The sequence below is a fragment of the Paenibacillus aquistagni genome (assembly GCF_900177815.1).
Taxonomy (GTDB): domain Bacteria; phylum Bacillota; class Bacilli; order Paenibacillales; family Paenibacillaceae; genus Paenibacillus_B; species Paenibacillus_B aquistagni.
Genome location: NZ_FXAZ01000003.1, coordinates 272,260 through 285,201 on the forward strand (window position 1 = coordinate 272,260; position 12,942 = coordinate 285,201).

Genomic DNA, 12,942 nt, shown 5'->3' on the forward strand with positions numbered 1-12,942 from the left:
CATAGAAATGAGGGGAAGCATGAATCGGCTGAGCATACGCATGAAAATTATAATTGGATATATGCTCCTGCTGGCATGTTTGCTCCTGTCCATGGTGGGAATTACGACTCAAATCGATACGATTGAACGGGAAGTTCGTTTTGTTGCGAACCGTGTAGTTGGAGCGAGCGACCTTGCCAATTCGCTGGAGACCCATCTGTTGGATATGGAGACAGGCCAGAGAGGATATGTCATTACGGGCAATCCTACGTATTTGGAGCCTTACCAATCGGGTCGATCCTCTTATGAAGAGGATTACATGAAGCTGATGGAGCTTGTGAAGGATAGTCCCGTTGAGGTTAGCCGGCTTGAGCGCATTTATACGTATACCACCAACTGGATCCAAGAAGCTGGCGACCCTGTTATTGAAATGAAACGATCTGGAGATACTCTTGAAATTGTAAAATTTTTTAATGATGATGTGGGCAAGCAGTACATGGACAAGATACGCAGTGAATTAAGCAGCTTCCGAGAATTCGAACAGGAGCTGGCTAACTCTCGTGTGCTGGAGATGGAGAAGCAAGGCACCATTCTGAAGGTTGTATTGTATGCCCAATTTGTGCTGCTGGCTGGGCTTGCCGTACTGTTAGCGTGGCTCATCTCACGGTCGGTAGTCCGTACGCTTAGAGATGTTACATGGATGATTCACTCGATTGCCGCTGAGAGCGGCGATTATTCAAAGCGGGTTGTCGTTCAATCCAAGGATGAGATATCCGAGCTTGCCATGGCCACGAATCAGCTGATCGACATGCATGCAGAGGACTATTGGATCAAATCAGCAGCCTCAGAGGTGCTTCGCAACTGTCAGGATATTGATACATCCAAAGAATTGTCGCAGCGCTTTATCACTTCGCTTGCCAGAGCGCTCGATGCCTCTTATGGCATTCTATATGTACTGGAAAGGCAGGGAGGCAATCCAGTACTGTCGCGCTTTGCTTCTTATGCAGCAGAGGGCGGCACGGCGGGAGAAGAGCGTATTGCCTTAGGCGAGGGCCTCGTTGGACAATGCGCCCTTGATGGCATTGTCATGGAGCTTAAGGAAATACCAGCCGAGCATGTAAGCATTGTCTCCAGTGTGAGCAAGATTAGGCCAAGAAGTGTGCTTGTTGCACCAATCAAATACAAGAATCGTGTTATTGCAGTGATTGAGCTCGCGGGCCTTGGCGTATTCGAGCAGCAGCATCGCACTATGATTCGCGATGTGACCGAACCTTTCGGAACTATGCTCAATACGGTGGAGAATCGGATGGAGATTGAGCGTCTGCTGCATGAATCGCAGACGATGACCGAGGAGCTTCAGGCGCAATCAGAAGAACTGCAAATGCAGCAAGAAGAGCTTCGAATGACCAACGAACAGTTGGAGGAACAAAATCGAAATGCTTTGCAGAAGACGAATGAGCTGAACCAGATTCGGATTGAGCTGGAGCAGTATGCGCTGAAGCTGGAGCAAAGCTCGCAGTACAAGTCGGAGTTTCTGGCCAACATGTCGCATGAGCTTCGTACACCACTGAACAGCATGCTGATCTTATCACAGATGCTGGCAGAGAATGCAGAGGAACATCTCTCGCATGAGGAAGAAGAGTATGCGAGAGTCATATACACTGCAGGGAAGGATCTGTTGAACCTGATCAATGATATCCTTGACCTGTCCAAGGTGGAGGCAGGCAAGCTTGATATCGTAATCGATGCGATGAATACGGCTGAGCTGCCGCTTCAAATGCGGCTTCAATTCGATCAGGTTGCAGAGCAGAAGGACCTTGAATTTGTTGTTGAATATGAGGACTCGCTGCCGGATATCTTCTATACAGACGAGCAGCGGCTGCATCAGATTGTCCGCAACCTGCTGTCCAATGCTTTCAAGTTCACGGAGCAAGGTTCCGTTACGATGCGTCTAGCCAAGCCGAGCGAGGAGCAGCTGCGCTCGCTTTCCTTGCACCAGTACGCCTCTGATGAGGCATGGCTTGCTTTGTCGGTACAGGATACCGGCATTGGCATTGCAGAAGACAAGCGTGCGATCATCTTCGAGGCGTTCCAGCAGGCGGATGGCCGCACCAGCAGAAAGTATGGCGGTACGGGATTGGGATTGTCGATCTGCCGAGAGCTGTCGCGCTTGCTTGGGGGGAAAGTGTTCGTCGATAGCGAGGAAGGCGTAGGCAGCACCTTTACGGTTATCATCCCGTCTTTGCCGCCAAAAGGCGATACAGCAGCTGAAGAAGATCATGTCCTGCTGCAGGCTGCGGCTGCTTCGGAAGCAGCTGAGATCGAGCGACCGGAAGTGTTAATGAGGGATGCTGAGCAGTTGGCGATGCTGGAACTAGTCGAGGATGCGGGAGTCCATAGGCCGTTTGCAGGCAAGAGGGTGCTGGTTGTGGATGACGATATTCGCAATGTCTTTGCGCTGATGAATATTTTGGAGAAAGAAGGCGTGGAAGTCATTGCAGCCCATGATGGGGAGGAAGGCCTTGCTGAGCTTTCCAAGCACCCGGATATTGATCTTGTGCTGATGGATATCATGATGCCGGTCATGGATGGGTATGATACGATTCAAGAGATTCGTAACATATCCGCTTACAGCGATCTGCCGATTATCGCGTTAACGGCCAAGGCAATGAAGCAGGATCGGGAGCGATGCCTTGAGGTCGGAGCTTCCGATTATATTAGCAAGCCGATTAACTTGGACCAGTTGTTCTCTCTCATGAGAGTATGGCTGAGTAAATAGGAAAAGGAACACATATGGAATTAAACAACGCGGAACATGGGTATGATGCGATGAATCCGGCTGAACAAGATGAGATGATGGAACTGGAGATCGATCTGCTGTTGGAGGGACTTTATCGAAGATATGGCTATGATTTTCGCCATTATGCCCGCTCATCAATAAAGAGACGATTGATCTATCGCATGAATCGAGAGAAGGTTCCTTCGATGACGGCTCTTTTGGAAAGGATCTTGTTTGATCCTCAAGCAGCAGAACGGCTGCTGCAGGATCTCTCGATTCGTGTTACCGAGATGTTCAGGGACCCTTCCTTCTTTCTCGCGTTAAGACAAAGAATCATCCCCAAGCTTCGGACATTGCCTGAGATCAGGATATGGCATGCAGGCTGCTCTACAGGCGAAGAGCCGATATCTATGGCCATTCTGCTGGAGGAGGAGGGTCTAGGCGACAAAGTAAAGATCTATGCGACGGATATGAATGAGGAGGCGCTGCGTGTTGCTCGCAAGGGGGCGTATCGCCTGTCATCTATGCAGAACTACACGAAAAATTATTTGCAAGCAGGCGGCACGATGGAGTTTTCCAAGTACTATACAACGACTGAGAGCGAGGCCATCTTTGATCGCGAGCTGATGCAGCGCATTTTATTTTTTCAGCATAATCTAGTCATGGATCGGTCCTTCAATGAATTTCATCTGATCATTTGCCGGAATGTAATGATCTACTTTGATGAACGATTGCAGCAGGAGGTGCTTCACCTCTTCTATGAGAGCTTGAGCATCGGCGGATTTTTGGGGCTTGGCAGCAATGAATCCATGCTGTATGCGGAGGAAGGCAATAAATACAGAACCATTGATGCATCGGAAAAATGGTATCAAAAACTGCGCTAGACAGGCAGTATGCGCTGACCAGAGGCAGCTGCGGTTAAATATAGGAGTCCCAGAGCCATGTAGGCTGCTGGGACTTTTTGTGCTGCAAATAACAACAGATTAAAAGGTGAAAAATGGGCGTCTACATGTGTTTGACATGAGGTTTTTTAGAGGTATATAATTAGATCTCCTAAATAATATATTGTTTAATTATTAGAAAAACTATTTAATAAATTGGTTACGAAATGGAGTTGAGGTGAGGTGTAATGGCAGAATTGAAACAGACAGCCAGTGAGCTTATCGATTCCCTCGTGCTCATTCACAAGTCCAGCTGGTTTCGCCGAATACTGAATGGACACAAGAAGAACGACCTGATGCTCATGCTGCATCTTCGCCGCCAGGAGGACCTTGGCGAGCAGGATATGCGGGTATCGGATATCAGTGCGCTTCTGAACGTGACGTCTCCTACCGTGACGCAAATGCTGAATCCAATGGAGAAAAAACGATACTTGGATCGTTATGTCGATCCTAAGGATCGGCGGGTCATTCGGGTGAAATTGACACCTGCGGGAAGGGAAGTGACGGATGAGACGGTGCTTGTCATTGTCAAGCATCTTAATCAGCTAGTCGAATATCTAGGTGAAGCGGACAGCCTGCAATTGGCTCAATTAATGCGCAAGATTTCTGACTATAGTGATGAGATGAATTCCATACTAGCAATGAATGATCAGACAGGAGATGAAAAGGAATGTTGAAGTTATTCCGCTACCTGAAGCCTTTCCGAATGCCGATCGTGTTCGTGCTTCTACTCGTATTTTTCCAATCCCTATCCGATCTGTATCTGCCGAACTTGATGTCCAAGATTGTCGATACAGGGATTGTACAGGGAGATGTGCCTTATATTTGGCGTGTCGGCCTTATTATGCTTGGTGTAGCCTTAATCGGTACAGTATGTATGATCGGAGCAAGCTATCTCTCAGCCAAGGTGGCAACTGGCTATGGGAAGCAGCTGCGTTCAAGAGTGTTTAATCATGTGCAGCACTTCTCGCTGCAGGAGTTTGATGAAGTCGGCACCGCGTCCTTAATTACGCGTACAACCAATGATATTACGCAAGTCCAGCAGGTGCTTGTCATGATTCTTCGCATGATGGTCATGGCTCCGATTATGTGCATCGGCGGAATCATTATGGCGCTCCAAAAGGATGCGAAGCTGACGCTGATTCTATTGGTCATTATTCCGCTCTTGGCGCTGGCTGTATTTTTGGTCGCTAGAAAAGGAATCCCGTTGTTCAAAGCGATGCAGAAGAAGCTCGATAAGCTGAATCTTGTGCTTCGTGAGAACTTGATCGGTATTCGAGTGATTCGCTCCTTCAACCGAGTGGAAGATGAGAAGGAACGCTTTCAGGCAGCCAATAAGGATCTGACGGATACCGCAGTGCGTGTCAATCGGATCATGGCTTCTCTTATGCCGATTATGATGTTTGCGATGAACTTTGCCACAATCTCGATCGTGTTCTTTGGTGCGAAGCAGATTAATGCTGGTGAGCTTCAGGTTGGGGATATGATGGCCTTCATTCAATATGCCATGCAGATTATGTTCTCTTTGATTATGGTTTCGATGATGTTTGTCATGATTCCTCGTGCTTCTGCTTCGGCCGCTCGTATCAATGAAGTGCTGGATATGAGCCCAGTTATTGTTGACAAGGCGGAGGTAAAAGCAACGAAGGGCTTGCGCGGCCTGGTGGAATTCGATCGTGTGACCTTCAGTTATCCGGGAGCAGAGGAGCCTGCGCTGTCTGACATTACCTTTACTGCCCGTCCAGGGGAGACGACAGCGATCATTGGCGGTACTGGCGCAGGGAAATCGACCCTGCTGAATCTGATCCCGCGCTTCTATGACATTTCCAAGGGCAGCATTAAGGTGGACGGCATCGATATTCGTGATATGGGGCAGGATCAGCTGCGTGAAAGAATCGGGCTTGTTCCTCAGAAGGCGGTATTGTTCACGGGAACGATTCGAGACAATATTCGCTACGGCAAGGAAGATGCAACAGAAGAAGAGATTGTTCATGCGGCTTCCATTGCTCAAGCCACGGACTTTATCACCTCGATGAAGGATGGATTCGATTCGCCGATTGCACAAGGCGGTACAAACGTATCCGGCGGCCAGAAGCAGCGCTTGTCCATTGCCCGTGCGCTCATTCGTCGTCCAGAGATCTATATCTTCGATGACAGCTTCTCGGCGCTTGACTTCAAGACCGATGCGAACCTTCGCAAGGCCTTAAAATCGGAGACGACAGAAGCCACGGTCATTATTGTGGCCCAGCGCGTCAGCACAGTTATGGATGCGGATCAGATCATCGTCATGGATGAGGGACGAATTGCAGCTGTTGGCACGCATCAGCAATTGCTTGAGAGCAGTGAGGTATATCGTGAGATTGTATCCTCGCAGCTGTCTGAGGAGGAGATCGCATGAGTGACAAGCATAGAGCACCGAAGCGCGGCGGCGGTCCTATGGGGGGAGGCCCAATGGGCGGCATGTCCATGCCGGGAGACAAGGCGAAGGACTTCAAGGGAACCTTCAAGCGCCTGCTTGGTTATTTGAAGCCCAAAAGAATCACATTGTTTGTAGTATTTTTGATGGCCATATTAAGTACGGTGTTTTCGATTGTCAGTCCTAAGATTATGGGTAAGGCAACCACTCGCTTATTCGAAGGCTTAATGGCTATGATGAACAGGGTGCCGGGGGCTGGCATTGATTTTGATTATATTAATGGCATCTTGCTGCTGCTCGTAGGATTGTATTTATTCAGTGCTTTCTTTGCCTATATTCAGCAGTATCTGATGGCAGGTGTTGCCCAAAAGATCGTATATGACATGCGTCAGCAGGTAAATGACAAGCTCAATCGGCTGCCGCTGAAGTACTTTGACAATCGTACGCATGGGGAGATTCTTAGCCGGGTGACGAATGATATTGATAATATCAGTACAACGCTTCAACAGAGCTTGACGCAAATTATTACCTCAGTCGTTACGCTTGTCGGTATTATTATTATGATGCTGTCGATCAGTCCTTGGCTGACATTAATCTGCATGGTCACGTTGCCGCTTAGCGGTGTTGTTGTGAAAATGGTTGCTTCTCGCTCGCAGAAGCACTTTATGGGACAGCAGAAATCCCTTGGCGAACTGAATGGCCATGTAGAAGAAATGTATACGGGGCATCAGATTATCAAGGCCTTCAATCATGAGCAGAAGTCATTGGATGAGTTCGAGACAATCAATGACCGCTTGTATGATTCAGGCTGGAAAGCGCAGTTTATATCTGGTGTTATTATGCCGCTGATCAATTTTATTGGAAATCTAGGCTATGTGCTGATCTGTGTGGTCGGCGGTATCTTTGTAACAAACAAGACGATTACGATTGGTGATGTGCAGGCCTTTATCCAATATGCGCGTCAATTCACTCAGCCGATTGCGCAGACAGCGAATATCGCCAATATCATTCAATCCACAATTGCTTCGGCAGAGCGTGTATTTGAAGTGTTGGATGAGGAAGAGGAAGTGCCCGAATCCACGAAGCCTGCTGTGATTGAGGAAGCGAAAGGCCATGTTGTATTCGATCATGTACAGTTCGGATATAAGGAAGGCGAGCTGCTCATGACAGATATGAATATTGAGGCGAAGCCGGGACAGACGGTTGCCATTGTTGGACCAACTGGAGCGGGCAAGACGACGCTGATCAACCTGCTGATGCGCTTCTATGAGCTGAATGGCGGCGCCATTCGCATTGATGGAACCAACATCATGGATCTGAAGCGCAGTGATCTTCGCACGATGTTCGGCATGGTGCTGCAGGATACATGGCTGTTTAATGGCACGATTCGAGACAATATTGCCTACGGACGCAAGGGTGCTTCAGAGGCGGATATCATTCGGGCGGCCAAGGCTGCTCATGCTGACCACTTTATTCGTACGCTGCCGAAGGGCTATGATACCGTGCTGAACGAAGAGGCCTCGAATATATCCCAAGGCCAAAAGCAATTGCTGACCATTGCAAGGGCCATTCTAGCTGATCCAGCGATTCTTATTCTGGATGAAGCCACCAGCAGCGTTGATACGCGGACAGAGGTGTTCATTCAGAAGGCGATGAATCAGCTGATGCAAGGGCGAACAAGCTTCGTCATTGCCCATCGCTTGTCTACGATTAAGAATGCGGATCTGATCCTTGTGATGAACAAGGGGACGGTTATTGAGCAGGGCACCCATCAAGAGCTGATGGATCAGGGCGGCTTCTATAGCGACTTGTACAACAGCCAGTTCTCAGATGATGCGGTGGAGGCTGTGTAGATTAACACAACGCAAAAAAATGTGATTTTTAAATAATTCCGGTTACTTCATTTCCTGTTCAACAGATTCTATAAAAACAAGTGAAACCCTGTGTTGTACATAAACACAGGGCTTCATAATAATCGAAAAAGCGCCCAAAAGGCGTTTTTTTATCATTCCCGATATAACATATAATCTCCGGTGTCATAAAAGTATTTATAGTGATTCTCTGAGTGAGATATACTAAAATTTACATTTCCTGCAAATCCTGCTTTTAACGGAAATTCAGCACCGAGAGTATAAGTGGTTGTCCCATTATCATAAAAGTCTCCCTCTACAATCCAGTGGATTTTATTTGCGCTTTCAAGATGAACGAATATAGTTCCACCGAAATGTTTCGAGGTGCCTAAATACTGTCTGTTCATTGTGGTGTTTAAGACTTTCACAATTCCTCTGTAGTTACCCCACTCACTTGTTTCACAGTAAAAATTTAAAGTTGGTTTATAGAAGGTGGCTACAGTCAAGGTAGTAGTATAAGTCCGATATGTAGCAGCAAGTGGAGATACTTCAGAACTTGAAATGCTATTCTGGTTACGATTTCCTAAAAGAATCTTTTCAGCTTCTGTAAGTGAGATATTCTCATTCTCGGCCATATGGGCTGCCATTTCATCAAATGTCATTACTTCACTTTCTACTACATTTTCATTGATATTGAGTACATCTAAGGATCCTGAAGTTTGAGGGATAAAAGACTCAGACGGAGCTGCTGATACAGGTACTGCAGTTATTGAAGAAGCTATAAAAGCAATTAACAATCCTTTTTTTAACATATTACATTTTTTCATATAATACCTCCTAAAATTTGGGATTAACAATAATCTATCATGAATACCAAAATAGTACAATGAATTATTTTACATTTATGATAATATATTTATAAAGACTAGTTGCACACTAAAATTGAAAATAAAGGGAGGTCTTACTTTGCTAGAGAACCTTTTCATGTTTTTAGCAGTAACTAATTCACTACTAGTTTCATTTTTTAAGAATGGAGTATGGGTTATTGGATTTTTTTATCTATTAAATAAAACTTTTAGAAATGAAAAGCTGAAAAAGGCATCACTATTCACTTTTATTATTGTCATAATTATTATGCTACTGTATGTAGTTGTAGATAATTTAAGTAAATTAGACTTTTCATAAAAAGAATTAGATTTAGGATGTAAGGCATAGTATTTTCTCTTTAACCACAAAACAGGGCCAATCCAGCGACAGCACTTTTTCAAAATATTTCGGCTTATAAATCAGGGTTTGCGCGCCCTTTCAATTCTCAACAGTGGAGACCGTTACGGTCTCCTTTTTCCGTTTCTATAAAGGGCGATATCGTTTTTAAAAAGCTTAGAGAGGAAGGATAATTTATAGATGGTGTACGCAAGCTAACCTTACCAAATGACTACAAGGAGTGTGCACATCAAACATGTTCAAGAAAGCAATGCTGATTCTGCTTCTTGCCGTATTTGCAGCAGGCTGCGGATCACAATCTTCAAGTCATAAGGAAGGACAAGGCCCAACCTCAAGCAGCGACAATGCGTCCCCAGTTCGAATTTTCTCCACCGGAGCTCCTGATCTGGCAGGTGGACCGGAAGGAGCCAACAGAGAACCCAACAAGCTGACATTGGCGCAATTACGTGAAAAATACAAATCCCACTTTATCCTTCAAGGACCGTCGTCTCCTCCTAGAGTAGCGCTGACCTTTGATGATGTGCCGGATAAATACTTTACGATCCAAGTGCTGAATGTGCTTAAGGAGCATAATGTCAAAGCCACCTTTTTTGTGGTGGGCAACCGCGCAGAGGCGCATCCGGATGTCGTGAAGAGAATGGTGGATGAAGGCCATGTTTTGGGCAACCATTCTTATACCCATGCGAATCTGCCTAAGGTGAACGATAAGAAGTTCCAGCAGGAAGTCAATATGACGCAAGACGCTGTACAGAAGATTACAGGCAAGACGATGACGATGATTCGTCCGCCTTATGGCAATGTTAGCGAGGAGCAGGTGAAGTGGCTAGCCAGTCAAGGTCTGTTGATCGTGAACTGGAATGTGGATTCCCTTGACTGGAAAGGCCTTAATGCTGACCAGGTCGTATCGAATGTCATGAGCCATATCGGCTCGGGGGCGATTGTGCTTCAGCATGCTGCAGGCGGAACAGGAGAGGATCTGACAGGAACAGTAGAAGCCCTGCCGCGCATTATCAAGCAGCTCCGAGACCAAGGCATTGAACTGGTTACTGTGCCTGTGCTGCTGGGCAGAGAATAGTTTGATTTGGCGTCCTAGTCGAAGATAAGATATGCAGGTGATGAAGGAGACGCTTCCTCGATCTAATCTGTGATAGATACGAATCATAAATACGCAAGGGCAGAGCGGAAGATCATTCAAAGATGATTTCTCACTCTGCCCTTTTTTTATCGGAGGGAGGAACGTGCCAGTGTCTGGTCTAAGTCATGCAGCTGCAGCTTGCTTGGTAGTGACTGATTAGTGAATGATACGACTGTCTTTTGCTTTCTTAACGAGTTCGGCGGAACCGCGATTGATAGGCGACTTCAGCACCAGACCAAGCAGGAGCGCAAGACCAGCGAAGATAAGCAGCATCCATAGGTCCCGATAGACGATATCCCACAGAATGCCTCCCGTCGCTTCTCGAATGAGGCTGATGGAGTAGCTGAACGGCAGAAAGGGATACAAGCGCTGGAAAAATTGTGGCAGCATCTGAATAGGGAAGGTGCCCCCAGAGCCTGCGACCTGCAGGACCAGCATTACAATCGCCATCGCTTTGCCTACATTGCCAAAAACCGATACTAAGGAATAGACAATAAGCATAAATATTGCACTGCTGTATAATCCGAACAAGACAAACCACAGCTTGTCAACAGCATAGGTATGCAGGACATATAGATCCCCCAAGGTGCAAATGAGCGTCTGAAGCAGCGCACAAGTTAGAAAGGTGAGGTAGCGCCCGGCATATACTTCATGGTTCTTATAGCGGATCCCCTCTTCATGCACATCTACAGACAGCAGGGAAACAAGCAGCAATGCACCTACCCACAAGGACAGGATCGTATAAAAAGGTGTCATCGCTGATCCGTAGTTCGGAATCGGATACAGCTTCTGTTCTTTGAGCTCAACAGGTTGGGCGAAGAACTGGCTTTCCTTCTGCACATCATGCAGCAGCAAATCAATGACCTCTTGAATATTGCCTTTGCTCTCTAAGTCTCGAATATCGTCGGCAATGCGATGCACCTTCTGCTCAAGGCTAGGCAGTTCATGCTGGATGTTGTGGAGCTCCTGTGTAGCAACAGGTGCAGCCTTGGAAGCGTCTTGCAGCAGCTTAGCCACATCGGGCAGATCCTGCAGCCCGGTATTCAGTACTTGGGTTACCTGATTGGCGGTGTGCGCAGTCTCCTGCAGCTTGCTCTCTATGGCTGGAATCAGCTCTGTATCGAACTGATCCACAAGCGTGTTCGTGATGGAGGCGGTCTCCACCGCAGAGGCATCCAAGCGCCCAAGCAAGTCCTTTGCCGCTCCTTCGCCGGCTTCTAGAGCTGATCGAAGCGACTGGACAAGTGCTGTCTGAGCTGCGAATCGATCTTCTATAGCGTGCAGCCGCTCCAGCTTGCGCTGCACAAGTCCAACAGGCAGCAGGGTCTGAAGCTTATCGTGCCAAGCAATCAAGCGCTTGACGATGGAGGAGGCGATTGACAGCTTCGCTTCCGTACGATTCAGTAGTGCGATACCGACAGAAGGGTCCTCTTCAGCCATTTGCAGGGCGACGGCTGTCTCGTGCACCGAATCTGCGATGTCGGCGATCGACTGCATGTCCTGCTTTACGAGCGGAGCAATGCTTATTAATCCGCTTTCGCCATGCTCCATCACGTTTGCCACCTTGGATGATAGCAGCTTGCCCTTCTGGGCGACATCCTGCACAACAGGAAGACTGTCCTTGGCATCCGTTATGATCTTATTCGCCTTCTCGACATCAACCAAAGCAAGCTTTACGGTCTCGTTCAGTTCTGGGAGGTGCTTATCCAGCTTCAGAATCAAGTCGCGGGCTTTTAATATGGATGGAAGCTCATGCTCAATCTCAAGTCCGATGGCATGAAAGATCTTGAAGATCGTGCCGTTCGCCGTTTCTACAAAGTTGGAGCTTACCTGTTGAATGATGGTCGAAGCGCCTTTGTCTGTAATTTTGGGTGCAATGGCGTTGATCTTCTCATTAACCACATAGAGAATGATCGCCTTCTCAGGGTTGTTGGTTAGAATGGTGCCGATTCGCGCAGACATGTCCTGCGGAATGATGATGCTGGCGTAGTAGCTGCCATGCTTGACACCGTGCAAAGCCTCTTCTTGGTCCACGAAGGTCCAGCCCAAATCATGATTCTCTTTAAGTGCAGCGACGATCTCTTTGCCGACATTAATCGGCTGATCGATTAGCGTGGTTCCCGCATCCTGATTCACAACCGCGATCTGAATGCCTTTTGTATTGGAATAAGGGTCCCAGGAGGCGACAATATTAAACCATGCATATAAGGATGGCAGCACAATCAAGCCGCCAATAATGATGGCTGCCGGCCAGTTGGTTACCATTCTCCTGATGTCCGTGCGATAGATCGTCCAAATGTTCTTCATGCTGCGCTCTCCTCCATGCTCCACTCGTCAGACAAGGTATGTGTATGAATGTATGCTCCGCTTAGCATGCGTGATTGGAGATGATTTCATACGACAGCACATAGAGTACCTTTGTTCCTTCTCTCTGTTAATCGTCTGGAACAAGTTCAAGGGGATGAAATGTGGATAAAGCAGCTTAAAAACACTTAATTTATAATTATCCACATGTGAATAATGCGTTTTTTGGTTCATATGATGGCAAGGGAGGCTCACTTGCTGTTTATAATGAGGATAACTCTGTGAATAGTGGATAGATCGTGTATAAGCAATAA

8 protein-coding genes are annotated in these 12,942 nt (G+C 47.1%); 6 read left to right on the forward strand and 2 right to left on the reverse strand.

Annotated elements, in window-relative coordinates; translation table 11 throughout:
• Positions 1–19 precede the first annotated feature (19 nt).
• The 5 genes from B9Y93_RS12715 (at position 20) to B9Y93_RS12735 (ending at position 7,968) form a co-directional block, all read left to right on the forward strand.
• Complete coding sequence (locus B9Y93_RS12715) at positions 20–2,758, forward strand: CHASE3 domain-containing protein (protein WP_176228918.1); 2,739 nt, start codon at positions 20–22, stop codon at positions 2,756–2,758.
• A gap of 14 nt (positions 2,759–2,772) precedes the next feature.
• The gene (locus B9Y93_RS12720; RefSeq protein ID WP_244903392.1) at positions 2,773–3,642 is read left to right on the forward strand and encodes a CheR family methyltransferase; all 870 of its coding nucleotides are present in this window, start codon (positions 2,773–2,775) and stop codon (positions 3,640–3,642) included.
• Positions 3,643–3,887: 245 nt separating this feature from the next.
• Positions 3,888–4,376 carry a MarR family winged helix-turn-helix transcriptional regulator gene (locus tag B9Y93_RS12725; RefSeq protein WP_085494792.1) on the forward strand — a complete coding sequence of 163 codons (489 nt, stop codon included), beginning with the start codon at positions 3,888–3,890 and terminating at the stop codon, positions 4,374–4,376.
• The gene (locus B9Y93_RS12730; RefSeq protein WP_085494793.1) at positions 4,370–6,097 is read left to right on the forward strand and encodes an ABC transporter ATP-binding protein; all 1,728 of its coding nucleotides are present in this window, start codon (positions 4,370–4,372) and stop codon (positions 6,095–6,097) included. Before B9Y93_RS12725 ends, B9Y93_RS12730 begins: the two co-directional genes overlap by 7 nt.
• On the forward strand, positions 6,094–7,968 hold the full coding sequence (locus B9Y93_RS12735; protein ID WP_085494794.1) for an ABC transporter ATP-binding protein: 1,875 nt from the start codon (positions 6,094–6,096) through the stop codon (positions 7,966–7,968). Before B9Y93_RS12730 ends, B9Y93_RS12735 begins: the two co-directional genes overlap by 4 nt.
• Before the next feature lie 152 nt (positions 7,969–8,120).
• Here B9Y93_RS12735 and B9Y93_RS12740 read toward each other — a convergent pair whose 3' ends face one another.
• Positions 8,121–8,792 carry a hypothetical protein gene (locus B9Y93_RS12740; RefSeq protein ID WP_085494795.1) on the reverse strand — a complete coding sequence of 224 codons (672 nt, stop codon included), beginning with the start codon at positions 8,790–8,792 and terminating at the stop codon, positions 8,121–8,123.
• A 632-nt stretch (positions 8,793–9,424) separates the two neighbouring features.
• On the opposite strand from B9Y93_RS12740, the gene B9Y93_RS12750 reads away from it, so the two are divergent.
• On the forward strand, positions 9,425–10,264 hold the full coding sequence (locus B9Y93_RS12750) for a polysaccharide deacetylase family protein (RefSeq protein WP_085494797.1): 840 nt from the start codon (positions 9,425–9,427) through the stop codon (positions 10,262–10,264).
• A gap of 216 nt (positions 10,265–10,480) precedes the next feature.
• Here B9Y93_RS12750 and B9Y93_RS12755 read toward each other — a convergent pair whose 3' ends face one another.
• Entirely contained in the window at positions 10,481–12,631 is a 2,151-nt protein-coding gene (locus B9Y93_RS12755) for a YhgE/Pip domain-containing protein (RefSeq protein WP_085494798.1), read from the reverse strand.
• Positions 12,632–12,942: the final 311 nt, after the last annotated feature.

Coding starts and splice junctions, on each gene's coding strand:
- B9Y93_RS12715 (WP_176228918.1), top strand. CDS start 20: ATGAATCGGCTGAGCATACGCATGAAAATTATAATTGGATATATGCTC.
- B9Y93_RS12720 (WP_244903392.1), top strand. CDS start 2,773: ATGGAATTAAACAACGCGGAACATGGGTATGATGCGATGAATCCGGCT.
- B9Y93_RS12725 (WP_085494792.1), top strand. CDS start 3,888: ATGGCAGAATTGAAACAGACAGCCAGTGAGCTTATCGATTCCCTCGTG.
- B9Y93_RS12730 (WP_085494793.1), top strand. CDS start 4,370: ATGTTGAAGTTATTCCGCTACCTGAAGCCTTTCCGAATGCCGATCGTG.
- B9Y93_RS12735 (WP_085494794.1), top strand. CDS start 6,094: ATGAGTGACAAGCATAGAGCACCGAAGCGCGGCGGCGGTCCTATGGGG.
- B9Y93_RS12740 (WP_085494795.1), bottom strand. CDS start 8,792: ATGAAAAAATGTAATATGTTAAAAAAAGGATTGTTAATTGCTTTTATA.
- B9Y93_RS12750 (WP_085494797.1), top strand. CDS start 9,425: ATGTTCAAGAAAGCAATGCTGATTCTGCTTCTTGCCGTATTTGCAGCA.
- B9Y93_RS12755 (WP_085494798.1), bottom strand. CDS start 12,631: ATGAAGAACATTTGGACGATCTATCGCACGGACATCAGGAGAATGGTA.